Here is a 26,956-nt window from a genome sequence, read left to right on the forward strand (position 1 = left end):
ATCATCTAATTGTAGTTTCGAAACAACAATAAAATTTGAAAGGAGCTGTTAAAATGAAAGTAAAAGCGGTTAGGCTACATGGTGCTAATGACTTAAGACTGGATGAATTTGAGCTTCCTGAAATTACGGATGACGAAATCCTGGTTAAAGTAGTTTCAGACAGTGTTTGTATGTCTACTTATAAGTGTGCAATTTTGGGCACCGAGCATAAACGCGTTCATCCGAATGTAGCGGATCACCCTGCAATTATGGGACATGAAATGGCAGGCGATATCGTTAAAGTCGGCAAAAACCATCAGGGAAAATTTAAGCCGGGAATGAAATTTACGCTGCAACCTGCGCTGAATTATAAGGGAACCATGTGGAGTCCCGGATATTCTTATGAATTTTTTGGCGGAAACGCGACCTATTGCATTATCCCTGCAGAAGTGATGGAGCTTGGATGCTTGCTGGAGTATAAAGGCAAGGCGTATTACGAAGCTTCTTTGGCGGAACCGATGTCTTGCAGTATCGGGGCGATTAATGCCTGTTATCATACCAAAATGGGCGTTTATATTCATGAAATGGGTATTAAAGAAAACGGAAAATTGGCAATTCTGGCTGGAGCAGGACCGATGGGGCTCGGTGCAATAACCTATCTGCTTCATCGCGATGTACGCCCCTCAATGCTTGTCGTAACCGATATCGACCAAGAAAGATTGGATAGGGCGACAGAGTTATTCCCTCCCGCAGAGTATATGGCAAAAGGCATTGAGTTGCATTTTATCAATACAGGAAAAATGGACGATCCTGCTGAAGAACTCATAAAAATTACCGGAGGTACGGGATTTGATGATGTATTATGCTATGCACCCGTTGAAGCGGTTATAGAATTATCAAGTGCTGTTTTGGGAAGAGACGGATGCTTAAACTTTTTTGCTGGCCCGACTGACAATAAATTTACTGCAAGAATTAATTTTTATGATGTTCACTATAACTCAACGCATGTGCTTGGAACAACCGGCGGCAATACTGATGATATGATTGAATCATTGGAATTAACTGCGGCAAACAGAATTAACCCTGCAGTGATGGTAACTCATATCGGCGGATTGGATGCTGCAGCAGATACTATTTTGAATCTGCCAAATATTCCCGGCGGTAAAAAACTGATTTATAACCATTTAAATATGCCGCTTATTGCCCTAACCGATTTACGAAAAAAAGGTGCGGAAGACGAACGGTATATAAAACTTGCCGATATTGTTGATGCTCATAAAGGATTATGGTGTTTAGAAGCGGAACAATATTTATTAGAAAATTTTATTGACGAATAGATTGCTGAACCTGATACCTCTCCATTTGGTTAATTACAATTAAAGATAATTTAACTACAGAGAGTATTCAAAGGGAGTTTATGGAAGAAAGACGAAATAAAATTATAACCTTTGTGAATGAACACGGGAATATAACCTTTAATGAGCTAAAAGAAAATTTTCCGCACGTATCGGAAATGACGCTGAGAACTGACCTAAAAGTATTGGATAAGGAACAACGCTTAGTGAGAATACACGGCGGCGCGCGCTCTCTTGATAAAGTTGTTGGAAATGATGACTTCTTAAAAAAGCGTTTTATTCAAAATACAAAAGCAAAAAAAATTATTGCGAAAAAAGCGCTTGAATTCATTGAGTCCAACACTACGATATTTTTAGATTCCGGCAGTACTACAACTATGCTTGCACATATTTTAGAAGATAAACCGAACATCTTTGTAACAAGCGGGTTAACATGTGCGATTGAAATAGCAAGGCTTGAGCGTGCAAAAGTTGTACTATCAGGCGGCAATATCAATCGGCACAGCCTAAGTGTAAACGGTATTGAAGGGATTCGTTATATTGAAAAAATAAACTTTGATATTGCCTTTATAGGTGTTACCCGTTACAGCAAAGAAACATCTTTTACCTGCGAATCTCTAGAAGATGCGGAGCTTAAACAAACCGTTATAAAAAAGTCACGCAAAGTTATCGTTTTGATGGATTCTTCTAAAATTAACCAAAGAGGAACGTACACTATTTGTAATCATAATGAGGTAGACATCGTTATTTCAGACAATGAACTTCCTGAAGCATTAAAACATGAATTTAGAAATCGAGGAATTGCTGTTTATTAAATTATCACGCGAGTGAATAACAAAATAAAAGGCAATCCGAAATTTAAGAGGAGAAAAAATGAAAGCTACACTTCAGAAATTTGGAAAGCAGTTATCTGCAATGGTAATGCCCAATATCGGCGCATTTATTGCCTGGGGATTTATTACTGCATTATTTATTCCCGATGGCTGGATTCCCAACGAACAACTGGCATCCATTCAGCCGTATATGCTGGCGTACTTATTGCCGGTATTAATTGCGGCAACCGGCGGTAAAATGGTTGCCGGTGAAAGAGGACTCGTAATGGGAGCAATTGCGGTTGTCGGTTGTATCGCCGGAGCCGGCGGAGTTGACGGAAAACCGATGCTCATGGCGGCAATGATTGTCGGCCCCTTTGCAGGTTGGGTAATTAAGCAATTTGATGCATTCATGGAAAACCGCATGCCCGTCGGTTTTGAAATGCTGATTAACAACTTTTCAATCGGAATCATCGGAATGCTTATTTCTTTTATCGGTTTTTATTTAATCGGGCCGTTTATGACCGGTGTGTTAGCTGTTTTAACAGCAGGCGTTAATGTATTACTGAAATACAGCCTTTTACCCTTTGTAGCGATATTTATTGAGCCGGCAAAAGTATTATTCTTAAACAACGCAATCAATCATGGTATGTTTACTCCGATTGGCGTAGAACAAGCTGCTCAGACCGGCAAATCAATTATGTACATGCTTGAAACCAACCCCGGTCCCGGCTTGGGGGTTCTCTTAGCCTATTGGCTGTTCGCAAAAGATAAAGCAACAAAAGATTCCGCCCCCGGCGCAATTATTATTCACTTCTTCGGCGGAATACATGAAATTTATTTTCCATATATTTTAATGAATCCCTTTATCATTATTGCACCTATCCTTGGCAACCTGGCGGCAATCTCATTTTATTTAATATTCGGAGCAGGCTTAAAAGGTCCCGCTTCACCGGGCTCAATTATCGCCTTTTTATCAATGGCTCCTAAAGGCTCGACAGTTATCGCCCTATTAGGCGTGGTAATTGCCGCCGGTATTTCTTTTTTAATTGCAAGTCCAATTGTCAAATTAACTTCTACAAAAGATTTAGAAAAAGCAAAAAAGAAAGTAAAGACATTAAAAGCGCAATCTAAAGGGGAAGTCGACCGGATTAAGAAAATAGTATTCGCCTGTGATGCCGGAATGGGATCATCGGCAATGGGGGCGACGAAATTTAAAAACCGCATTAAAGCATCACGCCCCGATATTATCGTTACCAACACCTCGGTTGACAACATCCCGGGGGATTCCGATGTTGTTGTGGTACAAGCGGTTTTAGCAGAGCGAGCGCAAAAATCTGCCCCACAGGCAAAGCTTATTACAATTGAGAACTTCTTAGCCGACTCCGCTTTGGACGATTTGTTTTTTGAACTATCAACCGGCGATGCTATGGTAAGCAAAAATACCGAAAATAAAAAAACCGAAACGCCGGCTTTAAAAGATGTTATTACAATTGACGGCATCTTATTAAACCAAAAAGCAAAGACAAAAGAAGAAGCAATTCGTGCTGCCGGAAAATTATTGCATAAGCTTGATTATGTTGAAGAAGCGTATATTGACTCAATGCTGGAACGAGAAAAAATTGCAACAACATACATGGGCATGGGGCTCGCGATTCCTCACGGCACCACTCATGGTACCGAAACAATTAAAAAAAGCGGCATTGTAGTTTTGCAATATCCCGACGGTGTAGACTTTGACGGAGAACTCGCTTATTTTGTAATAGGAATTGCCAGCATCGGCGGATCACACATGGATGTTCTATCCAAAGTATGCACCGCACTTGAAGATGAATCGGTGCTTGAAAAAATGAGAAACACCAATGACAAAGAATGGGTTTTACAACAACTTTCTTAAAATCTAACTAAAAGATTGCAGTCACGGAGCTGTCTCGGAAATTTTTAGCAATTTTCGATGCAGATCCGTTTTGATACAATCATAATTAGATAAACTGCATCTGGAGTAAAAAGCTCTTTTATCCCTTCAGCGGAACTGCATAGCCACACCACATATCAAACAATCAGCGCACTGTACTGACACTCCCACTCATGATTATAATAGATACTATAAACGATTTTTTTTTAAAAGAATTCGACACGGCGCAACGGTGAGCAATTTACCATAGGAATGCTTAAATCCGCAGCCCCTTATTGTTGATACCCCGATTTGTATAACAGGAAGTTAATTACAAAACGCTACACTAATGCTTGTTGCAAAGGCTTAGCGGCAGTCTTTAGACTCTGCCGGTTTGAGTTTAGCGCAAGACAAAAGCACGAAAAACTTTTTGTCATTTAAGCAGGAATTTGACTCAAACTCGAATAGAAGATATTTACCAAATCTAGATTTTATACGCTTTATTGCAATGTATGCGGTATTAGATATCGAATACACCCCTTCTCTGGTTAGGATATTCTACATACTCTTGTCGTGAGTTTACCGAAAAAATTATTGACAAACAAATAAGAGATACAATATGAGATGACATTAAATTACGAAGAAAAAATAACGAGTAAATAAATACCACTTTTTACAAAAGCCGTATAAAAAATAGCAAAAGTATATCATTCTATTTTTTCTTACCGCTGTAAGAAAATTTTATAAAGCAAAATTTACGAGTTATAAAACCTTTGATTTTTCTTTGCTATTTGTTACACTTACTAAGATGAAAAATTATAAAATATTTGCAGAGAGTATCGAAGAAGAGGCAAAAAGACAGGTAGAAGAATTATCTCGGCAGGAATTTGCGAAAAATTCGAAAATCAGAATCATGCCTGACGTTCACGCCGGAAAAGGTTGCGTAATCGGCACAACAATGACCATTGAAGACAAAATATGCCCGAATCTTGTCGGAGTTGATATCGGCTGCGGAATATCGGTTTTTGAGCTCGGTAAAATTGAACCCATTAATTTTCACAAGTTAGACAAGGTTATCAGAGAAAACATTCCGTCAGGAAGTGCAATCAGAAAAGACGAAAGAATTTCGAAAGAGTTAAAAGAAAGGTTATCTACTTTAACTTGTGCGAACAAAATAAATTTGGAACGTGAGTATTTTTCTTGCGGATCACTTGGCGGAGGTAATCATTTTATTGAAGTAAACAAAGATGAAATCGGGAATATATATCTTGCCATACATTCCGGTTCTCGGCATTTGGGAACGGCGGTTGCAAATTATCACCAGAGGAAAGCGATTGAGTTATTGACAAGTCAAAACAAAGCGCATAAAGAACTAATTGCAAAATTAAAAAGTGAAAGAAGAGAAAAAGACATTGCGGCCGAGCTCGTCGCCCTTCCTAAACAAACTCATATTCCAAACGAACTGGCATTTTTATCCGGAGAGCATACGAAAAACTATCTTCACGATATGACAATCACTCAAAGCTTCGCTTCAGAAAATAGAAAAATTATAGGTGAAATAATTTTAGAAAAAATGAATCTTGAAGCAAATGATTCTTGGGAATCAATTCACAACTATGTTGATATTGAAAATAAAATTTTACGAAAAGGAGCAACACCGGCATACAAAGGACAAAAAGTTATTATTCCTATGAACATGCGAGACGGTTCGTTGCTTTGCATCGGAAAAGGAAATGCAGAGTGGAATTTTTCCGCTCCTCATGGTGCCGGAAGACTTATGTCGCGGAGCGCGGCAAGATCTAAGCTTTCATTTGATACATTCAAAAAAGAAATGAGCGGTGTTTTTTCAACATCGGTTTCTGTTTGCACATTAGATGAGGCTCCGATGGCGTATAAGCCGATGGAGTCTATTTTACGACAAATTAAAGATACCGTGCATGTAACAGCTATTATAAAACCGCTTTATAATTTTAAAGCACCGTAAGGAAACATAAAATTTAGCATAAATCAATTTTTGCTTGTCTTGAGTATAACGTTTTTTTAACAAGTCGCCTCCGGTGCAGGGGCTTAAGGGGATAGTACAGATCGCGACGAAGCATAAGCGAAAAAGGCTCTGCGCCAGCAGCAAGGGCGAAGTGTTGACATTCCGGTTTTCACTTCGCCTACGAGTTTGAAAACTCCTATTTTAAGTAGCGGTAGTTTTCAAACATCGTTTGGAATTTCCCAGGGTCTAAGTGGCAGCACGCCCTTTAATGCAACGCATAAGCCGCCCCTTATTCATGCGTAAGCTCCAACGCCCTTGCGGCATCAATATTTTTTTTCTATACTGGAGGCATGAAATCAACAACTCCAAAACGAGCAGATATTGCGAAAGAAAATCAATGGAAGCTTGAATTGCTTTTTGAAAGCGAGCAAGCGTGGCAAAGTGCATTGCAAGAGGCTATTAAAAGCGGCGAGCGTGTGCTTTTGTATAAAGATACGTTTGAAAATCCGGCAGAGGTTGAAAGCGCAACATTGCTGAATTGTTTGCAAGCGTTTGAAACCTTTGAAAAGCAAAGCGAAAAACTCGGGCAGTATGCTTTTTTGAAAAAAAGCGAGGATGAGGGCAATTCGGAAAATATTGCGCGCCTTTCTCAATACATTATGGCAATGACTGAGATAAGCGCAAAGCTCAGCTGGTTTGTTCCCGCACTTATGCAGATCCCCGAAGATAAAGTGCGCGCGTGGATTGATCCGAGCGGTGCGGAAGGAAAAGCCTTTGCGGATTATAAAATCTTTATCGAGAAAACTTTGTACCTAAAAGTGCACACACTCTCCGATAGAGAGGAAAAAATGCTCACCCTTCTTTCGGAATCGGGAGGAACCGCTCAGCGCAGTTTTTCGGTGCTTACCAATGTAGATCTGCAATTCGGTTCTATTACGGATCGCGGCGAAGAAAAAGAACTTACCCAATCTTCGTTTTCGCAGTTTCTGTTAAGTCCCGACAGAGCTGTGCGCGAAAAAGCATACAAGCAGTTTTATGCCGGTTTTGACGCGCATAAAAACACCATCGCATCGCTGTATATCGGGCAAGTGCAACAAAACACGGCAATGGCAAAGATCCGCGGATACGGCTCCGCACGGGAAAACGCCTTGTATCCCGACAAGGTACCGGTTTCGGTATACGACAATTTGATTAAATCAGTCAGAGACAATCTTGAGCCGCTGCACCGGTTTTATGCGTTAGTGCAAAAAACGCTCAAGGTTGAAGAGCTGCGTCATTACGATGTGTACGTTCCCTTGGTTGCCGAAATACGAAAACACACCGAATACACCGAAGCGGTTGACATAATTACCGAAGCATTACAGCCCTTAGGCGGCGAATATGTAAACACCATTCGCTCCGGTTTGTTGGGCGGCTGGGTTGACCGTTACGAAAATCAGGGCAAACGTTCGGGCGCTTTTTCTTCGGGAGGTTTTGAAAGCGAGCCGTATATTCTTATGAATTACAAACCGGATGTTATCCGCGATGTGTTTACGCTTGCGCATGAAGGCGGGCATTCCATGCACTCATGGTACTCGGTGCGGAACAATCCCTTCCTCTGCCACGACTACACCATTTTTGAAGCGGAGGTTGCCTCAACCTTTAACGAAGAACTGCTTTTCAGGTCTATGGTAAAAAAAGCGTCAGACCCGAAAGAGCGCGCCTATCTTTTGAGCATTCGCGCCTCGGACATTCTTGCAACCCTATATCGGCAAACAATGTTCGCGGAGTTTGAAATGATTACACATCAACTGGTTGAATCCGGTACGCCGCTCACCTTAGACCGCTTACGCGCAGAATACAAAAAACTGCTAACCGCCTATTTCGGTCCCGCCATGCACTTTGAAGAGGTAAGCGACCTTGAATGCCTGCGCATACCGCATTTTTATCGCGCCTTTTACGTATACAAATACGCAACCGGCATTTCAGCCTCCCTTGCCCTTGCGGAACGAGTCCTCTCCGGCGGCGAAACCGAGCGCAATGATTACTTCAACTTCCTTAAATCAGGCGGTTCCCGCTATCCGATAGAAGCCCTCAAAGTCGCCGGCGTTGACATGGCTTCCCCCGAACCCGTTCGGGCAGCCTGCAACCACTTCGGAGAAATTGTAACGGAACTGGAAAAAGCGCTGAAAACAATTTTATAAACTGAGCAGATACCAAACATTCCGGTGTTCCCCCGTACGGCTTTTTTCTCTTTTGCTCAACGCCGTGCGGAGGGGCGGCGCACGGTAAACACCGTCGACTTAGTTTTATCACAAATACAAAAACACGAAATCATGGGCTCCGATTCGCGCTTTAAAACATCGTTTGAAATTTGATTTTGGCGTCCGTGGCAAAATTAGGTATTGAGAGTTTTAACATGTTTGCAAAATAGGGGGACAGCTCAGTGTAGGCAGGTTTACGTGCCGGCGCAATGTTTTTGGTGTGAAGTATTTACCCTGTGGCAAGTTTACGCACCGTTGCGCCGTGTCGAATTCTTTTTAAACAATCGTTTATAGTTTGATATGCGGTTATGTAGTTCTGCTGAAGAGATAAAAGAGTTTTTTAGCTCCGGATGTAATAGACATTAAAAGTTGGAGGCAGAAATATATCGGGTTGATAAGGTTGCTTTTTTAAAAGGATTCGGCTGCAATTTATCCAGTTAAGATCCGTACCAAAACGGCATCTTGTCTGTTTTTACTAATGAAAAATCAAAGTTTTTTAAGGTTTATTGTTTCGTCGATAGTAAAAATAATTGCTTTATTACGGTAAATCGTATAAAGCATGAGATAGATATTTTTTATTAAAATGGTAGTTCAATTATTTTATAAGATATTGTAGGGCACCTCTAAAAACTCTTGAAAGAATGTGTAAAAATTTATTATAATTAGGGTATGAACCAAAGAGGCCTTTTTGACGAAGAAGATCGATTGCGAGTATTGAGTAATCTTGGCGATTGCTTAGAACGGTTAAACGAAAAAATTAATTGGGAACTATTTTTGCCCATCTTAAATAAAGCGCTTAAGAAATACCCGAAAGGACCGGGCGGTCGACCGCCATTTAATTTTTTGATGATGTTCAAAATTGTCATCCTACAGCGCATGTATAACATAAGCGATGATCAAACTGAATATCAGATAAATGATCGATTATCCTTTATGCGTTTTTTGGGAATAGGGTTAAAAGACAAAGTGCCTGACGCAAAAACAATTTGGTTGTTTAAAGAAAAACTAATAGAAGCAAAAGTATCAAGGAAATTATTTGACAAGTTCTCGAGGGAATTACAACGAAATAACTTAATCGGCAAAGAAGGAACAATCATTGATGCGAGGATCGTTGAGGTACCAATACAACATAATACGAGAGAGGAAAATGAACAGAGCGCTCGGGAAATACCGCAAGAGTGGAAAACAAAGAAAAATGGGGCAAAACTGGCGCAAAAAGACTGCGATGCACGGTGGACGCAGAAGAATAAGCAGTCTTTTTTCGGATATAAAAACCATGCAAAAGTAGATGCAAAAAGTAAACTCATTGTAAAAGCAACCGTAACCTCTACCAATGTTCATGATAGCCAAGAATTAAAAAACCTGATCACAAAAGAAGATACCATTATTTATGCTGACAGTGCCTACATCGGAGAAAAGATAGAGAAAGTTTTAAAACAGAAGAATATAGAAAATCAAATTTGCGAACGCGGAGCGCGTGGAAGAGAACTCACACAAGAATAGAAAATAAGCAATAGGAAAAAATCAAAAACAAGAGCACGTATAGAACACGTAATGCGCTGACAAATTCAATGCACGGTATTTACATCAGAACGATAGGGCTAACGCGGGCAACATTTACAATCACTATGATGAACTTAACCTATAACCTTTGCCGGTATTGTTATCTTAGAAAAGGACAATGAGGTTTTAGGGGGGGGGGAGAATGCGACGAATGAGTTGCGTTGAAAAAAACCACCAAATAATTACGTCATTATAAAAGCAAATACTACGAAAACACCCGCTTGGCAACTTTTACACACTTAAAAACAGGGTTTTTAGAGGGAACCTGTAGAGATAATAATTATACTTGTAATTAATAGAAATTATGATATACTTTATATATGAGTGTGTAGGAGGTACTTCCCATGAGTAGCAAAAAAGAGTATGCCGATTTCCCTTTAGATCCACATAAAAAGAAAATGCTGGCTGTGAATATCAAAACGCTTTTTAGAATTTTAACCTTTACGACATTGGTTTTCCTTATCGCTTCATTAGATATGATTTTTGCTGTGCGGGCGGCTAAAACAAAGCTATTGAGCGCGTGGATGCAAGAAAAGAATTTAATGGCTGCTTCCGAAGAACTTAGACAGTCATCAGAAGATTTAACACGGTTATGCCGTGTTTTTGCCGCTAATGAAGCTCGCAAATACGAAGATGAATATCTTGCTATTTTAAACTGGAGAAACGGTAAAACAGCACGTCCGGCTAAAGCGGCGAACAGTTTATATGCCGGTAAAACAATTAGTCAATATGATGTGTTTAAAGAGCTGGGGTGTACAAAAGATGAATTGGCGCTTCTTACCGCTGCAACAAAGCTGTCGGATGTTTTGGCTCTTCGCGAAACACAGGCAATGGAAACAATAAAGCAAAAAAAATATGTATCAGGCCCCGCTGCTATTTTTGACGGGGAACGGTATGATGATTTTGCAGTCCGTATTTTGCATGATGAGGAATATCATAATCAAGTTACAAAAATCATGCAGCTTATCGATGAATTTTGCATGCTATTGGCTGACAGAACACATGCAGTGATAAGTGCAACTAATCGAATGGCAGATACATATTTATTTCTTACGGTAGTTTTATAGGATTTACCGCGCTTTCGATGATATTTTTTATCTGGTTTTTAACAACCGCTGTCATTCATCCTATTTTAAAAAGCTCCGATGTTTTCTCATATCTCGGAACGGGAGATCTTAGAAAAGAGTTGGAAGTAAAATCGAATAATGAAATCGGCAGGATGAGCGGAAGTTTTAATACCATGTTATCAAATATAAAAAAATTGATTTTTTCTATACAAAAAAATGCCAATAATCTTTTAAATCTGGGAGAAGAACTTGCGAGTAACATGACGGAAACCGCAGCCGCCGTGCACCAAATCAGTGCAAATATTGAGGGCGTAAAACATCAGACAATGACACAAGCGGCAAGCGTAACGGAAACGGCTGCAACTATTGAAGAAATTGTCAGAATAATCAGGCAATTAAATAAAAGTATTGAAAATCAATCGGCAAGTGTTGCGGAATCCTCATCATCAATAGAACAGATGGTGATGAATATTCAGGAAATAACTAAATTTATTGGACATGCAAATGAAACAATTGAAGGGTTGAATACTGCTACGGCGGAAGGAAAAGAAAGTGTCAGTGTTGCAAATACAATTTCTCAAAAAATTACCGAAGAATCGGGAAGCCTTTTAGATGCCAGCAGCGTTATTCAGCATATTGCCAGTCAAACCAACTTACTTGCAATGAATGCCGCTATTGAAGCGGCTCATGCGGGCGATTCTGGAAAAGGTTTTGCCGTAGTTGCGGATGAGATTCGTAAGCTTGCGGAAGAATCAAACAGTCAAGGAAAAGCAATTACTGCAACATTAAAAACACTTAGTTCGGAAATCGAAACACTTGCAAACTCTGCAAAAAATTCGGAAGAAAAATTTAATACTATATTTGAACTATCCGAACGAGTTCAGGAAATAAGTAACAATCTCATCTCAAAAATGCAAGAACAGGAAATAGGTAGTCGAGAAGTTTTAAAAGCAATTCAGGATATTAACGGCGTAACTGTTGAAGTAAAAAACGGATCAACCGAAATGCTTTTGGGCGGTGAAAGTGTTGCACAAGAAATGCAAAAGCTGGATAGTTTAACACGAATTATTAGCGACAGTATGAATGAAATGGCATCCGGTGCCGTACAAATTGACAAGGCTGTACGTGAAGTTAATGAGATTACGCAAAAAAACAAGCAAAGCATTGCAGATTTAACAACCGAAGTGGAAAAGTTTAAGGTATAAAGATAGGGAATAAGCGAGCGGTGTAAATTATTACCCGTTTATTTATTCAATAAGCGTATTTTATAGGCGCGAAATATCGCTGATTATGCCCGATTTGCGAATCCTTAATTTTATTGAAGAAAGACTGCCGCAATTTAGCGCACAGCTTGAGGACAAAGAACGTAATACCATTTTCTTGAAGGATAACTCAAGAGCGGTAGTTCTTTAAAATTTTACATAGGAGAAAATTTATGAAAATTACGCAACAGGAATTATCCGTAAAATATTCGGAGAATTCAAAAATTTATCCCGATAGTTTGAGATTAAGATTGTATCGGGCTTTAAGTTGGTTAGAGCAAGCGGAAAAAAAAGACAAGATGATCTTGATTTTTGTTTTATCAGTCTTTGGATATCTTTCAACGCAATATATGCGGATGACCTGAACGAGATAGGAGATAGGAGCGCTGTTACCGGCTTCCTGAAAAAGCTCAGCGATTTAGACACGGATAAATTGCTATATGCTCTTGTATGGGATACTTTTTTCGACAATATTAGAATTCTTTTAAACAATCAATATTCATTTCAACCTTTTTGGGATGAGTATAATAAACCGAAGACAACCACAGCGAATTCTTGGGAAGAACGGTTTGAATCTGAAAAGAAAAAGGTTACAAAAGCAATGGGGACGCAAAACACCGCCCATCTTTTAACAATTGTGTTTAGGCGCTTATATACATTGCGTAATCAAATTATTCATGGAGGTGCAACATATAACAGCAGTACGAATCAATCGCAAAAAAAAGAAGCTTGCAGATTTTTGCTTACTATTATTCCTGCAATTATTAACATAATCATGGATAATTACAATGAAGATTGGGGAATACCGTATTATCCCGTGGTGAAATAACTACGACAGAATGCTTTTTAGTTTGAAGAATCTTTATTTTTCGTTTGCGTAGCTTCATGCTTATGCATAAAAAAACGAATCAATAGTTTTTCTGCCGGCAAGTAAAGCAATAAGCCTGTCCATACCGAGTGCGACTCCAGAGCAGGGCGGCATTTGTGCACAAATATCACCGAAGTTTTTTACCGAAGGGTGCGGCACTAAGGCGGTTTTTTCTTTAAGTGCCGCTTCTTCCGCAAAATAACGGGTGACGGTATCGCTGTCTCGTTCTTCGGTATAACAGTTTGCCAATTCAATTCCGCCCGCATACACTTCCCAGCGCTCTTTTACCTGCCGCGTAACGGTTTTTCCTTCCGCCGTTTGAATGGTGAAAGCTTTGTTTTTTGCAAGGCAAGGAACTTCTGCCGGATAATCCATTAACGCAACACAGCGCTTTTTTGGCAAAGCCGGTTCAATACAATGCACCAAAATAAGTTCATATAAATCATCCCAACCGTAATGGGCAAACTCCGTGCCGGAAGCAAGGTCAAGCCGCCTTGCCTGTTCTGCAAGTTTTTTAACGCTGTCTTGCTCGGCAAGTGAAAAGCCTGCATAACGGATAAAAGCATCTTCCATCGTAAGAAGCTGAAAACCTTCGGCAAAAAAATTACATGCTTCGGGACTTGCAAGCGGATGGTTTTTTATTTTATCGATAATAAAGCAAAAAAAAGATTCTGTTATTTTGATTGAATCTTTATAGTCCGCATTCATTGTATAATACTCAAGCATGGTAAATTCGGGGCTGTGAATCCTTCCGACAGACTCACCGTTCCGATAACATTTTGAGATTTGAAAAACAGAACGTTTGGTTTGCGCAATCACCGGTTTAATAAAAACTTCAGGAGAAGGAACTAAAAACAGCTTTTTTGCAGATTCTTTTGGCATAAAAGGCTGAATAGCTTCGGTTTGAAAAACCTCTAAACAGGTTTCTGGAATAAGCGCGGCTGCCAATGCCGGCGTATCCAATTCAAGATAATTATTTTCAATAAAAAAATCCCGTGCGGTCTGCAAGCATAACGCACGAAATTCAAGCGCTTCAATATCCATGACGTAAAAATAACAGGTTTCATTTTTTTTTACAATTGCCAAAGCGAAAAGAGCGGGACATCCGCACGAACAAGCCGCCGACACCCCTTGTCCACGCATTAAACCGGCGATTACAAACAATACTTAAAAACTACCTAGTATAGTGTTTTGTAATTAACTTCCTGTTATACAAATCGGAGTATCAACAATAAGGGACTGCGGATTTAAGCATGCCTATGGTAAATTGCTCGCCGTTGCGCCGTGTCGAGCTCTTTTTATAAAAGTTTTTATGGTTTTTGTACGATGTATTAAAAAAAATTAATCGACTTATTAAAAAAACGCTGTAATGAGTGTGTGATTTTTTTTTATATGTATGTCGCAGACGGATGAAAAATAATGGGGTACGCGGGAGAATTCGCTGATCACATTGTATTAAAGGGGCTTTGTTATTCTGATCGTTGCGCAAAAAAGTTAAGGCAAACGCAAATGAAGGCTGTGATAAGACAGAAACAACCGATAAAACCCGCCATGCTCGGTGAAAGGTAGCAAATAAAGGCGATTAAAAGCCGTGTGATATAACGCGATGCTTCTACCATTAGAATGGAGGGGATTAGAAAGAGCGGAAAAAAGAAAATCCAAATAAATCTGAATGGGGCTCCCGGTTGTAATCTGAATTTCCATGCAAGGGTTAAAGCATAAATAGAAATAATAAGCAGCAGTAAGGGTTCAGCAAGTCGTGAAAGAATTTCTCTTTCATATACAATTTTTTCAAAACCGTATTGCTCGGCAATCGGTTTAAAAGAATATAGTTGTGCGAGACTCATTGAATCTTCTCCGTTAGATGCGGCAATAATCAAATTAAAATCTAAAAAAGAAACCGGCAGATCAAAATCAATAAAATCTCGCAAGTCGGCGTATCCTTCTATAAGCTGCGGAAGAATCGGAGCTTCTTCTTTATTTCGATCAACCGCCTCAATTTGCATACGCAGAATTTCCTCCCCGTTTTCATTTATCAGTGGAACCAATTTCGCATAGGGAACGGATATTTTTGCAGATACGTTGTCGGAAAAAGTTTTTCGGGTAATCAGGCAATTTCTTAAATACATTTTTACGGCTTTTTTTGATGAAGCAAAAGTTACGCCTTCAACGCTGATTGTTGTTTTAGGAATACTGTCGGATGAAACAGTGAAAGTGATGTTTTTTGCAAATTCTCGTGATTTAATGGTCAGTGTTTCATCAATAAAAAACACGTGTTCTAAAAGCTTTTCTTCTGATAACCGTAAAAATCTATCAACATCGGGATCTTTTTTTTCGGGGTCGGTTTGTATAAGTTTATCTTTTAAACTTAAAAAAGAATAATACGCTTTGATATACTCTTTTTGCCGGAATGCTAAATACGCATTTCTTTTTTCTGCAAAGAAGGCATACTCTTTTTTCGCATTAATATCTGCAAAACCTTTTTCAATTTGTTCCCATGACTGCACTTCAATTTTTGTTGCTTCTTCTTTTATAGGATCGGAAGAATCCGCTGTATGTTTTGCTTGCGCGGCATAGTAGTACGCAGAATAAAAATCCTGCTTTTCCATCTGCATTTTTGCAAGCTCAACAGCTTTTTGCGGGCTAATACCCAAAATATCGGAAATTTCCGTGCTAACTGATGCGCGGTTGCGGGCTTCTTCGGAGATCTGAAGCCTTTCTTCGGCAATGCGGATTTTATCCGCCAATTGTTTTATCTCGGTGTTTTCTTTCCAAATAGCTGCAGCCTGTTCAGTTGCCGCCAATGCTTTTTTATAGGATTTTTCATTATAGGCTCTTTGAGCCATTGTATGACAATCATAAAAATCGTACGATCGATTTACCGCCGTTTGTTGTGCATGGATAAGAGCAGGGCGGATTGACTCGGTAAGCACAGTTAAAATACCTATACAAATCAGAACAAGTAGAAAAGCCCCTTTTAAGTATTTTATTTGTGTTTTTGAATATCTTTGTAAAATATGAGGCGCATTTTTTCCAAAGAGAAGAGAGTATCCGAGCAGTATTGAAGAGATAATCAATATGGGAAAATAGTTGATAAACAAAAGAACTGTTTTCCGCAGCTGCCATGAAAAGACGAACGGGGGAATAAGATCAGGTGTTTTTTGTGATAACGCAAAAAGAAGGCAAAGAACAAAGCCTAACAGTAAGTGGAAAACAATAAAAAGAGCAGCTTTTAAGGCTTCACGCATAACGGCTCCTTTTTACTTTTTTTTGCAAAGCTGCGAGTAAGGCAACAAGTCCAGAAAAAAGGTATATGCAGCAGGCAACGATCCCCGCGTATATGGCAATTACCAAAGGCGGGACAACCTGCATCGGTAATAAAGTCTGTAGTTTTATAAAATAAAGAGGATTTTGAGCAGTGCTGAATAATAGAAAAAAAGATAAAGAAAAACAAAGGATAAAAATAGCGTTCAACATTTTCCAATTTGTTATGAATAGCAAAACGCCGGAACCGCAAAAAAGAAAAAACAGCAATGCTGCGCAAAGAAAATACGTTGTCAACCCGAAATCAAAACTTTGCTGAAAGTATGCGTTAAATTCTTTTATCGGCTCTATAATAGGGTTAAGAATAGCGGGCGGAGCGATGAAATTCTCAAGCTTGGTATCCGTTGATACAGCCGCCGCCACGGTCTCTGTGTAGGACTCGGTTTTTGATGAATTTGCGTAAAAAAGGAGTGGAATAAGCCCGAAAAGGCAGATGCTCAAGGCAATGATAAAAAAAACAAAAGAAAGCAACTTTTTTTTGCTATGACGCATAATATACGTATAGGCAATTAAGACGGAAAGGATGCATATCGACGGAGATAAAACACAAACCGACCGCAAAAAAATTGAGGTAAATCGCACGGAATTTGTATCAAAGCTAAAAAATTCTACAAAAGAATAAACTACGGAAATAATCGGAAGTAAGATAATAAAACTTCCAAAAACTACCGCTGCAACCTTCAAAGCGGTTTTCATATACATACAATATCATGTTCTTTAAACAAAAACAAGAAGTTTTTAAGTTTTGAGATACAGAAGGGGTGATTTTATGCTTCAAGAGTCAAGAAAAAGCAACGCATTGCGGTTATTTCAAGTAAATTTTTGTTAATCCGGTTGATTTTATAATAAAAATCTCAACAAAAGTTTTAACATGCCGAAATTATTGTATAGAAGGCGTAGTTAATACACTTTGTATTTTATTAAAGAATTGGAGGTTCATATATGCAGACACTTGGAATCGGCGCGGAAATTCTGCCTCTTGCCAATACAGGCGATGCGGAGCTAAAGGAGCCGAGTAAAAAAGAAGCTGCCGAACCTGTAAGAAAGGGAGATTCGTTTCCGGCAATGTTAAAAAAAATGATTGCAAAAGCCATGGAAGGAGAAAATCCGCAAGAAAAACAAACTCTTGCGGCAGATTTTCATATACACAAGGAAACAGGAACGGATAATGGTAGAGATGTTATAGAAAACAAAAAACTTGCTTCTATCTTAAAAAAAGATGAGAAGGTTTTAAATTTTCAGAAAAAAGATGACAAAAAAGGTACGTTTGCTTTTGTTGATTCGAAAAAAAACGAACCGGATGTAAAAAACGCAAAAGACAAACAAATCTCTCCCAAAAAGAGTTCTATAAAACAAAACAAGAATCTTAATTTATATGTCGGTAAGGCTGAAGAATTTAATATTGAAAAGTTACAGGAAACAATTGAAATAAATGAACCCGTGCTTCTTTTTTCTTCTCAAAAAGAAGTTGAAGAAAAACTTGAAAGCTCCGGTAAAGGTAAAAAGAAAAACAAAACAAATTCTGCAACGGTTGTTGCAGAAGCGGCGGCAAAGCAGGATTCTTTACTAGCAAAATTAGACAGCAAGCTTCAAAAAGAGGAAGAAACGGCTGCAGTGCAAAAACAAAGTGCACGAACAAAGAAGCTTGTTTTTGACGTGCAAGATCTTAGAACCGGAGAAGCGGAGCAAGGAACAATTCATGAGGCGGGTAGTGAAGTGCGTGTTTCCACGGAAACCGCTCCGGATGCAACGCTTGAATTTCGTGCTGATTCCACTGTAGAAGGGGCGGCTCAAAATAAGCAGGGTGTGGCGGATGCAAAGCCGGCTCAGCCGCAAAATGTGCAATCGGCTCTTTTGCAGCAGATACAAAGCGCAAGCACCGATATCGTTCAATCGGGAAAAATTATTCTAAGAGATAATAATCAAGGACTAATCCGCATAAACCTAAAACCAGAACATCTTGGAACGGTAAAAATAAACCTTGAACTTTCGGGGGATAAAAAACTGACCGGTAGAATATCGGTTGCTTCAAAAGAGGCGTATGAAGCGTTTAAAGAAAGCTTGCATGATTTAACGGTTGCCTTTGAGCAAGGCGGCTTTGAAACGGCGGGCTTTGATTTACAATGGTTTGGGGAAAGTAATGCAAAAGCATTTTCCGATGAAAATATGTTTCACTCTCTTTCCGCATATGAAAGCAATTCAGGCCTAAAATCAGGCAATGAATTTACCGAAAAGCAAATATACAGTTATGGACAAGCTGAAGCGGTTAATATTTTAGCATAAGGAGCGAATATGAATACAGGTGCAATACAAAATGCAATGGCGGCAACACAATTATTTGAAATGAGTCCCGAAGAAAAGACTCGGCTTGAGTTGGATGTTAATGCCTTTAACAAACAAATTGAAATTGACGGACGCAAGCCGAAACAGGAGCTTGGAAAAAATGATTTTTTGCAACTTCTTATTGCGCAATTAAGTCATCAGGATCCGACCGCTCCAATGGAAGACACACAGTTTGTTGCGCAAATGGCGCAGTTTACCTCGCTTGAACAAATGACAAACGTAAGCCAGAGTTTTGAAAAACTGAACAACTTACTTTCCGGATCGGAGGCGGTGAATGCGGTTGGAAAGCAGGTAAATATTGAAGACGGTTCAATAAAGGTTTCCGGTGTCATCACTGCTGCTACACGAGGGGAAATTCCTCAAGTACAGGTTGACGGAAAATGGTACGATTGGTCTACGGTAAAAACCGTATATATAGGCGAAGCTCAGGCAAATCGCTAAGCTTAAAACTTTTAGAAGAAATTTAGGAGACAAAACACTATGATGAGATCATTATTTTCCGGCGTTTCCGGAATGCAAAATCACCAGACAAGAATGGATGTTATCGGAAATAACGTCGCAAACGTGAATACCACAGGTTTTAAGCGCGGCAGAGTTAATTTCCAGGATTTAATTTCTCAACAATTGAGCGGTGCATCCCGTCCGAATGAAGAAGTCGGCGGTGTTAACCCGAAAGAAGTAGGGCTCGGTGTTATGGTCGCAAGCATTGATACGGTACACACACAAGGAGCCTTGCAAACTACCGGAATCAATACTGATATTGCGATACAAGGAAACGGATTCTTTATTTTAAAAGACGGAGAAAAGAGTTTCTACACAAGAGCAGGTGCATTCGGTGTTGACAGAGACGGCACATTGGTAAATCCTGCCAACGGAATGCGCGTGCAAGGTTGGATGGCGGAAGACATTGAGGGGCAGCAAATAATCAATACATCCGATCAAACCGAAGACTTAATTATTCCGATTGGTCAAAAAATTGATGCAAAGGCTACAACCGATGTTGCCTATGCGTGCAACCTTGATAAACGTTTACCCGAATTGCCCGAAGGTGCAAATCAAGCGGATATATTACGATCAACGTGGGCAACCGATTTTAACGTATACGATACTTTCGGGGAACAACATAAACTGCAGATGGTTTTCTCAAGGGTCCCCGGTACAAACAACCAGTGGCTCGCAACCGTAAATGTTGATCCGGAAAATCAGGCCGGAACGGAAACGCGTGTAGGTATTGGAACAACCGACGGAACGGAAAATACCTTTATTGTCAGCTTTGACAACTATGGGCATTTGGCCTCGGTTACCGACACGGCGGGAAATGTTACAGCGCCGGCGGGACAGGTTTTAGTGCAGGCTTCTTATAATGTTGTCGGCGCAAACCCTGATGAAGGCGGTGCTCCCACTCGTCATACTTTTAACATCAATCTTGGAGAAATAGGAACATCTCGCAATACGATTACACAGTTTGCCGAAAGAAGCACTACAAAAGCATATCAGCAGGACGGTTACGCAATGGGCTATCTTGAGAATTTCAAAATTGACCAAAGTGGTATTATCACCGGCGTATATTCAAACGGTGCAAGCCGTGAAATCGGGCAGCTTGCTTTGGCAGGTTTTGCCAACCAGGGCGGTTTGGAAAAAGCAGGGGAAAACACTTATATTCAATCGAACAACTCGGGTATTGCGAACATTACCGTATCAGGAGTTATGGGTAAAGGAAAGCTTATTGCAGGAACACTTGAAATGAGTAACGTGGATTTAACCGATCAATTTACCGACATGATTATTACACAAAGAGGGTTTCAGGCGGGAGCAAAAACCATTCAAACTTCCGATACAATGCTGGAAACTGTGTTGAATTTGAAACGGTAATATGATATAATTTCTGCACTTTTATAAGCAAATTGTCTACGTTGCTTATAAAAGTCCAATGTATCTTGTATTATATACTTGATAATTGAGGATAATAAAGTGATAAAGGTTACCAGATTAAACGGAAAAGAATATTGGATCAATCCTCACCAGATTGAAATTATCGAAAGCAACCCCGACGTAACTTTGCAAATGCTGTCGGGAAAATACTATGTGGTAAAAGAAAAGCCTGAAGAAATCCTCAATAAGATAATAGAATATCGAAAATGCATCGGGTGTTTTAAAAATGAGTTGTAAAGGAGCGAGGTTTATATGGATTTAGCATCGTTTATAGGATTTTTCGGAGCTTTTGCTATTATCTTGATGGGCGGTATTCTCGGAGGATCCGCAAGCGGGTTCTTTCACTTGCCATCAGTATTTATTACTGTCGGAGGCTCTTATCTCACGCTCTTTTTAGCTTACCCTCTTTCATACACACTCGGTATCTTTAAAGTATGCGCACGAGTTTTTAAATCTGCCGATTTCCATGAAAAAGAAATTGTGCAGCGTCTGTATGCGCTTGCGGAAAAAAGCCGAAGAACGGGTTTGCTCGCTTTGGAAGAAGAGATTCAAGACTTTGATGATGAGTTTATGCGGACGGGGCTTCGAAATGTTGTTGACGGCATTGACGGAGAAGCAATTCGAAACTTAATGGAAAATGAATTGAGCCATATGGAAGAGCGGCATAACCGATGGATATCTTTTATAAATGCATGGGCAACCTTAGCGCCTGGCTACGGAATGTTAGGTACCGTTATGGGGCTTATCGGTATGTTGATGGCATTGGAAGACAAAAGCAGCTTGGGTCAGAATATGGCGGTCGCGCTTGTTACTACCCTTTACGGTTCGCTGATGGCAAACTGGCTTCTTATCCCTATGGCAACAAAACTCGGACTTCAGCATGAAGCGGAAGTAAAGTCAAAAGAAATGATTATTGAAGGAGTCTTAGCCATTCAGGCAGGAGACCACCCAAGAATTTTAGCCCAGCGTTTGTTGGTATATCTCAATCCGAAAGATAAAAGAGAGCTGGAAGCGGAATTGATTAAGGATTAAGTGTATGGCAAGGAAAAAAAAGCAAGCTGCGGGAGCGTCGTCCGGTTGGCTGACAACATATTCCGATATGGTTACACTTATGCTTTGTTTTTTTGTTATGGTTTACAACCCATCGGATGTAGACATTACTATTTTGCAAAGTATGGCCGCAAGCATTAGTGGAGATCCTACCGGCGGGGGGCAGTCGGTTTCTATCGGAAGGCTGGCAGATTTGGGAAATACTATAAATGCAATGCCCTCGCTTGAAAAAGGAAAAAAACTCGGCACCGCATTAAAAAAAGCTGTTTCCTTATTTGCTCCCGAAATTAAAACAAATAAAATTGCGGTTACGAGTGATGAGCGCGGTTTAGTTATTTCTCTTGCGGCGGATGCTTTTTTCCATCGAGATTCATCCGATTTGGATATTGAAGAAACAAGAGAAAGTCTTCTTCATATTGCACGGTTTTTATCCGATAAAGAATTAGAAGGTAGACGGTTTAGAGTGGAAGGACATACATCCACTTCTGAAGTAGCTGCGAGCAAGGAAATAGATGATTGGCAGCTTTCTTCACAACGGGCTATCAATGTTTTGCATTATCTTACGGATTTCGGTGCTGAAGAAAGCAGGTTTTCAGTTGCCGGTTATGCGGATACTCGCCCTAAAGCATCAAATGATACAGCGGAAGGGAGAGCTTATAACAGGCGAGTAGATATAATTATTCTGGACGAAGGACATTTTTAATGATATACTGCGCTTATATAAGCGCGCTTGCAGAGGAGAAAATATGGCAGATAATGAAAAAATAGGCGGAATTACTGACGAGCTTGATGAACATCTGACAACGCCTCCCGTTAAAAAAGCAGGGTTTTTACCTATTCTGCTCAAATGGATTGTGGTGGTGCTGGCGGCGGTAATTTTTATCGTAACGGTTGTTGTTATTACCGTTAACTTTATGTCAAGACGCGGTGCTAACCATACTGCATATCCTGTTTCCGAAGAATACCAGCGGGATACGCGAGAGCTGCTGCAATTCTATGACATGGGCATAATCAGAACGAATTCGGCAGATACGATCCCTGCACCGATTGTGGTGAATGTTGCGATTGGTTATCCGATGAATGACAAGGCAACGCAACAAGAGCTTTCAGGTCGCGTTATAGAGTTAAAAGATTTCTTGCGTTCTTTCTTTCAGAAAAAAACAGCTGCAGAATTACGCCAAGAACAAAAAATTAAGATTGAAATACGGAATGAAATAAACGATAATATTTTATCAAAAACAAAAATAAAAGATATTCGTTTTACTCAGTATGACATATTAGAACCATAAAAATTAAAATAGGAAAACTATGACGGAAGTATTATCACAGGACGAAATTGACCAGCTTCTCACTGCAATAAGCTCAGGCGATACTGATACCGAAGATTTTCGACCGGTAAATGATACTCGTAAAATTAAAATATACGATTTCAAGCGACCGGATAAATTCTCTAAAGAGCAAATGCGAACTCTTTCGCTTATGCATGAAACCTTTGCACGTTTGACAACAACCTCTTTATCAGCTCAGCTGCGCAGTATGGTGCATGTGCATGTTGCTTCCGTAGATCAGCTCACGTATGAAGAGTTTATTCGTTCTATCCCGACGCCTACAACCATTGCGGTTATTAACATGGATCCGTTAAAGGGAAATGCCATTTTGGAAATAGATCCATCGGTAACGTTTTCCATTATTGATCGTCTTTTCGGAGGAACCGGTCAGGGAACAAAGGTTCAACGGGATTTAACCGATATCGAAAACTCTGTTATGGAAGGGGTTATTGTACGAATTCTTGCAAACGTCCGTGAAGCGTGGACACAGGTTATTGATCTTCGCCCGCGTTTGGGACAGATTGAAACCAACCCTCAGTTTACACAAATCGTACCGCCTTCTGAAATGGTTGTTTTGGTTACGCTTGAAACAAAGGTCGGTGATGAAGAAGGAATGATGAATTTCTGTATCCCCTATATTACGATAGAGCCGATTATTTCAAAGCTTTCAAGCCAGTTCTGGTTTTCATCGGTACGCAGAAGCTCCACAACTCAATATATGGGAGTTTTAAAAGACAAACTTTCAACGGTTGATATGGATGTGGTGGCAGAGGTTGGCTTTTTGAATTTATCCGTTCGAGATGTTTTAAGTTTGCGTATTGGAGATGTAATCCGACTAAAAGATACTCATGTAGGAGACCCTTTTACACTAAGCGTCGGCAATAGAAAAAAATTTTTGTGTCAGCCCGGTGTAGTGGGAAAAAAAGTTGCGGTACAAATATTGAACAAAATAGAAGATATTACTCAAGAAGAATTTGAAGAAATGTCTGCGGATGAGGAGGATTTATATGAGTGACGGTTCAATTTCTCAAGATGAAATAGATGCTTTACTGTCCGGTGTTGATATGGGCGGTTTTGGCGGTGCCTCTGAGGCGAAATCTTCAAAACTGTCTGATTTTCAAAAAAGCACATTAGAAAATTTTCTGTCTGAAAACGTTGCTTCTTTTGCTGCGAATTTAGAGTCCATGACGGGAAAGTCCGCCGCAGTTGAGAACCCTGTTATAGAAATATTAAATAGAGACGCTTTTCTTCGTAATGTTCCTGAAATGGCGGTTGCAACACTCATTGATTTTGATAAAGGTCTTTCAGGTGAACACGTATTCCTTATGGCACCGGAATTTGCTCAAAAGTTGGTAAGTTTGGTAACCCATGAAGAAAATACAAAAATAGATGATATGGCTCTTTCCATTGTCAGTGAGACAATTTCACAATATGTAGGGACGGAGTTAACATCGCTTGCGGCTAAGGGAGTAAAAGATGTTTCGACCATTCCGGCGGAGTCTGTTAATGTTCCGAAAGCAATGGTGCGTCTTCCCCAGCACGACATGGGCGTTTTTACCTATAAAATTAAAATTGATGACACCCAATATACACTTTGGGAGGTTATGCCGGAGAAACTTATACATGAGCTTGTCGAAAAAATAGGCGGTACAGACCCTTCAACTCAAGCGGGGGTGCAGCCGGACATGCAAATGGGAGGTTTCCAACCAGGAGGAATGAATATGCAAACAGGAAACCCTCAAATGCCCGGAATGAATATGCAAATGGGCATACCGCAGCAGATGAACGGTATGCAGCAGGGCGGAATGATCATGCCGGGGATCAATCCAAATGTACAATCGGTACAGTTTCAGCCGTTACAGAATGTTCCTGTAGGAACCGAGCAAGGAAATATCGGTCTTATCATGGATGTTTACATGGAAGTAACTGTAGAGCTTGGTCGTACTCGAATGATTATTAAAGATATTCTCGGTATGGGAGAAGGTCATATTATTGAGCTTGACAAGCTTGCAGGAGAGCCGGTTGATATTTTAGTGAACCATAAGCCGATTGCAAAGGGCGAAGTTGTTGTTATTGATGAAAACTTCGGTGTTCGCGTAACTGAAATTTTATCTCCTGTGGAGCGTATTGCCGATATATAAATTTAATAAGGGTGGGAAAACATGTATTTATGCTCATATAAATTGCGCATATCGGCAATTCTCTTGTTGCTCATATTTTTTGCGACAGTAGAACTGCCGAATATATGTGCAGAGTCTTCCGATTTGCAAAGCACTGCTCAAACAGAAAATACGGATGAAAAAGATATTGTCCTGACTCCTCCGCAAGAAGATTCCTTGCCGATCGCTCCGAGTGCTTCACGGCAAAATTCGGCATCTCCTTCTTTTCTTTTATTAAAACTTATCGGAATTTTATTATTAGTTTGCGCGCTTGTATACTTTGCCGTGAAATTTATTAAAAAATATTCCGGAATAACCGCAGAGGAAGATCCTTTTTTAAAAAAAGTTGCGTTTTTACCGCTTGCGCAAGGCAAATCAATACAGGTGATTACGTTACTGGACAACGCATATATTATCGGTGTTTCCGAAAACAATGTTTCTCTTATTGAAAAAGTTGAAAACAAAGAGTTGGTAGATGCAATGAATCTTGCCGCCGATGAAAACAATCCTTCTCAGAATGCGGATTTTTCCGCAATGTTGGGAAGACTTCTGCCATCATTGAAGAAACAAAAAAAAGAGAACCCGTCTACAAGCGATTTTTTAACAGAGCAAAGAGATAAACTGCGTCAATCTAAATTCGGAAAATACGGGGCAGGTGAAGAGGACGATCGGGTATGAAAAAGATGATTTCTATTTTTACTTTCATGGTACTGATTTTATTAGCTCTCCCCGTATCTATTTTCGGGCAGGAAAGGAATTTCCCTGAGGGTTCTTCGCGGGGAAGAACAAATATTGAAGCGGATAACAGCGCAGGGCGAATTCCTTTTATTAATTTTGATATTCGAGAACCGCGCACTAATCGTGAAGTAGCTTTTTCAATTCAACTTTTATTACTTCTTACGTTAATTGCAATAGCTCCAAGTCTTTTGCTTTTGATGACCTCTTTTTTGAGGATATCAATTGTTTTGGATTTTATTAAAAGAGCGCTTTCGCTTCAGCAGGTGCCGCCTACCCAGGTGTTAAACGGAATAGCGCTTTTTTTAACTCTGTTTATTATGTGGCCGGTATTTAATGAGGTGTATACAAACTCTTTTAAACCGATGGCGGACGGAGAAATCAACATCGAAACCGCATATACCGAAGCGGAAAAGCCAATTCGCCTTTTTATGTATAAACAAATGGCGCACGATTCTTCATATATTACCTTATGTATGTCGATGGCAAAACTGCCAAAACCTAATACACTTGCGGACGTGCCTACGCATATTCTGATTCCGGCTTTTATTTTGCATGAGTTGACAATAGCATTTCAGATCGGAATATTTTTATATCTGCCATTTATTATTATCGATATGGTTGTCGCGAGTATTTTAATGTCGATGGGTATGATCATGCTGCCGCCGGTACAAATATCCATGCCGTTTAAACTTATTTTATTTGTATTAGTTGACGGTTGGAATTTATTGATAGGGCAGTTGTTTTATTCATTTTTATAAATGATTGAGGAGGAAGGCAATGACACAAGGAACGGTTATTACATTGATGAGAGAAGGAATTTTTCAAGTAGTTATTTTAATAACTCCAATTTTATTAGCTGCATTGATAGTCGGTTTAATTGTTGCAATTTTTCAAGCTACAACGTCTATCCAAGAGCAAACTCTTACCTTTGTGCCAAAAATTTTAACCATTTTGGGAATGATTGCCTTGCTCGGCGGATGGATGTTGGCGATTTTGCAAAACTATACCATACGATTGTTTGAGATTATCCCTCAATTAGTGCGGTGAGGAAGCTT

At 39.8% G+C, this 26,956-nt stretch carries 23 protein-coding genes and 1 pseudogene; 21 read left to right on the forward strand and 3 right to left on the reverse strand.

Annotation, left to right across the window (positions count from 1 at the left end; translation table 11 throughout):
- Window positions 1-53 precede the first annotated feature (53 nt).
- From FUT79_RS14240 to FUT79_RS14280, 9 genes and pseudogenes are all read left to right on the forward strand, one after another.
- Entirely contained in the window at window positions 54-1,316 is a 1,263-nt protein-coding gene (locus FUT79_RS14240; protein ID WP_044635053.1) for a zinc-binding dehydrogenase, read from the forward strand.
- 80 nt (window positions 1,317-1,396) lie between these two features.
- Window positions 1,397-2,149, forward strand: a complete 753-nt coding sequence (locus tag FUT79_RS14245; protein WP_024752709.1) for a DeoR/GlpR family DNA-binding transcription regulator — start codon at window positions 1,397-1,399, stop codon at window positions 2,147-2,149.
- Between the two features lie 58 nt (window positions 2,150-2,207).
- Window positions 2,208-4,043 (forward strand): PTS mannitol transporter subunit IICBA, encoded by a 1,836-nt coding sequence (locus FUT79_RS14250; RefSeq protein ID WP_148889765.1) that lies wholly within the window; start codon window positions 2,208-2,210, stop codon window positions 4,041-4,043.
- Between the two features lie 805 nt (window positions 4,044-4,848).
- Complete coding sequence (locus tag FUT79_RS14255) at window positions 4,849-6,024, forward strand: RNA-splicing ligase RtcB (protein ID WP_044635052.1); 1,176 nt, start codon at window positions 4,849-4,851, stop codon at window positions 6,022-6,024.
- Between the two features lie 350 nt (window positions 6,025-6,374).
- Entirely contained in the window at window positions 6,375-8,207 is a 1,833-nt protein-coding gene (pepF, locus tag FUT79_RS14260) for an oligoendopeptidase F (RefSeq protein ID WP_024752707.1), read from the forward strand.
- A 729-nt stretch (window positions 8,208-8,936) separates the two neighbouring features.
- Complete coding sequence (locus FUT79_RS14265) at window positions 8,937-9,770, forward strand: IS5 family transposase (RefSeq protein ID WP_231577656.1); 834 nt, start codon at window positions 8,937-8,939, stop codon at window positions 9,768-9,770.
- Between the two features lie 404 nt (window positions 9,771-10,174).
- Complete coding sequence (locus tag FUT79_RS14270; RefSeq protein ID WP_039943645.1) at window positions 10,175-10,897, forward strand: hypothetical protein; 723 nt, start codon at window positions 10,175-10,177, stop codon at window positions 10,895-10,897.
- Window positions 10,894-12,102 (forward strand): annotated as a pseudogene (locus FUT79_RS14275) (methyl-accepting chemotaxis protein); the annotation flags it as partial. The gene FUT79_RS14270 and the pseudogene FUT79_RS14275, both read left to right, overlap by 4 nt.
- Before the next feature lie 325 nt (window positions 12,103-12,427).
- The gene (locus FUT79_RS14280; protein ID WP_148884633.1) at window positions 12,428-12,988 is read left to right on the forward strand and encodes a HEPN domain-containing protein; all 561 of its coding nucleotides are present in this window, start codon (window positions 12,428-12,430) and stop codon (window positions 12,986-12,988) included.
- 60 nt (window positions 12,989-13,048) lie between these two features.
- Here the strand turns inward: FUT79_RS14280 and FUT79_RS14285 are convergent, their stop codons facing one another.
- From FUT79_RS14285 to FUT79_RS14300, 3 genes are all read right to left on the reverse strand, one after another.
- Entirely contained in the window at window positions 13,049-14,071 is a 1,023-nt protein-coding gene (locus tag FUT79_RS14285) for an amino acid--tRNA ligase-related protein (protein WP_024752706.1), read from the reverse strand.
- Between the two features lie 425 nt (window positions 14,072-14,496).
- On the reverse strand, window positions 14,497-16,275 hold the full coding sequence (locus FUT79_RS14295; protein WP_148889766.1) for a hypothetical protein: 1,779 nt from the start codon (window positions 16,273-16,275) through the stop codon (window positions 14,497-14,499).
- Window positions 16,268-17,053, reverse strand: a complete 786-nt coding sequence (locus FUT79_RS14300; RefSeq protein ID WP_024752704.1) for a hypothetical protein — start codon at window positions 17,051-17,053, stop codon at window positions 16,268-16,270. The genes FUT79_RS14295 and FUT79_RS14300 overlap by 8 nt, the downstream gene beginning before the upstream one ends.
- Before the next feature lie 240 nt (window positions 17,054-17,293).
- Here FUT79_RS14300 and FUT79_RS14305 point away from each other — a divergent pair, with 240 nt between their 5' ends.
- From FUT79_RS14305 to fliQ, 12 genes are all read left to right on the forward strand, one after another.
- The gene (locus tag FUT79_RS14305) at window positions 17,294-18,634 is read left to right on the forward strand and encodes a flagellar hook-length control protein FliK (protein ID WP_148879308.1); all 1,341 of its coding nucleotides are present in this window, start codon (window positions 17,294-17,296) and stop codon (window positions 18,632-18,634) included.
- Window positions 18,635-18,643: 9 nt separating this feature from the next.
- On the forward strand, window positions 18,644-19,135 hold the full coding sequence (flgD, locus tag FUT79_RS14310; protein WP_002700967.1) for a flagellar hook assembly protein FlgD: 492 nt from the start codon (window positions 18,644-18,646) through the stop codon (window positions 19,133-19,135).
- A 39-nt stretch (window positions 19,136-19,174) separates the two neighbouring features.
- Window positions 19,175-20,566 (forward strand): flagellar hook protein FlgE, encoded by a 1,392-nt coding sequence (gene flgE, locus FUT79_RS14315; RefSeq protein WP_024752701.1) that lies wholly within the window; start codon window positions 19,175-19,177, stop codon window positions 20,564-20,566.
- Window positions 20,567-20,665: 99 nt separating this feature from the next.
- Window positions 20,666-20,863, forward strand: a complete 198-nt coding sequence (locus tag FUT79_RS14320; protein WP_024752700.1) for a flagellar FlbD family protein — start codon at window positions 20,666-20,668, stop codon at window positions 20,861-20,863.
- 15 nt (window positions 20,864-20,878) lie between these two features.
- Window positions 20,879-21,658, forward strand: coding sequence for a motility protein A (locus tag FUT79_RS14325; protein WP_002700959.1), 780 nt, complete (start codon window positions 20,879-20,881; stop codon window positions 21,656-21,658).
- Between the two features lie 4 nt (window positions 21,659-21,662).
- Window positions 21,663-22,379, forward strand: a complete 717-nt coding sequence (gene motB, locus FUT79_RS14330; protein ID WP_024752699.1) for a flagellar motor protein MotB — start codon at window positions 21,663-21,665, stop codon at window positions 22,377-22,379.
- Between the two features lie 43 nt (window positions 22,380-22,422).
- A complete protein-coding gene (locus FUT79_RS14335; protein ID WP_002700956.1) occupies window positions 22,423-22,965 on the forward strand; it encodes a flagellar basal body-associated FliL family protein in 543 nt (180 codons plus the stop codon).
- Window positions 22,966-22,984: 19 nt separating this feature from the next.
- Window positions 22,985-24,019 carry a flagellar motor switch protein FliM gene (fliM, locus tag FUT79_RS14340; RefSeq protein WP_002700955.1) on the forward strand — a complete coding sequence of 345 codons (1,035 nt, stop codon included), beginning with the start codon at window positions 22,985-22,987 and terminating at the stop codon, window positions 24,017-24,019.
- The gene (gene fliN, locus FUT79_RS14345; protein ID WP_002700954.1) at window positions 24,012-25,145 is read left to right on the forward strand and encodes a flagellar motor switch protein FliN; all 1,134 of its coding nucleotides are present in this window, start codon (window positions 24,012-24,014) and stop codon (window positions 25,143-25,145) included. The genes fliM and fliN overlap by 8 nt, the downstream gene beginning before the upstream one ends.
- A gap of 21 nt (window positions 25,146-25,166) precedes the next feature.
- The gene (locus tag FUT79_RS14350; protein ID WP_024752698.1) at window positions 25,167-25,841 is read left to right on the forward strand and encodes a flagellar biosynthetic protein FliO; all 675 of its coding nucleotides are present in this window, start codon (window positions 25,167-25,169) and stop codon (window positions 25,839-25,841) included.
- The gene (gene fliP, locus FUT79_RS14355; RefSeq protein WP_024752697.1) at window positions 25,838-26,659 is read left to right on the forward strand and encodes a flagellar type III secretion system pore protein FliP; all 822 of its coding nucleotides are present in this window, start codon (window positions 25,838-25,840) and stop codon (window positions 26,657-26,659) included. The genes FUT79_RS14350 and fliP overlap by 4 nt, the downstream gene beginning before the upstream one ends.
- 19 nt (window positions 26,660-26,678) lie before the next feature.
- Window positions 26,679-26,948, forward strand: a complete 270-nt coding sequence (gene fliQ / locus FUT79_RS14360; RefSeq protein WP_002700950.1) for a flagellar biosynthesis protein FliQ — start codon at window positions 26,679-26,681, stop codon at window positions 26,946-26,948.
- The last annotated feature ends 8 nt before the right edge of the window (window positions 26,949-26,956 follow it).

The organism is Treponema phagedenis (assembly GCF_008153345.1).
GTDB classification, from domain to species: domain Bacteria; phylum Spirochaetota; class Spirochaetia; order Treponematales; family Treponemataceae; genus Treponema; species Treponema phagedenis.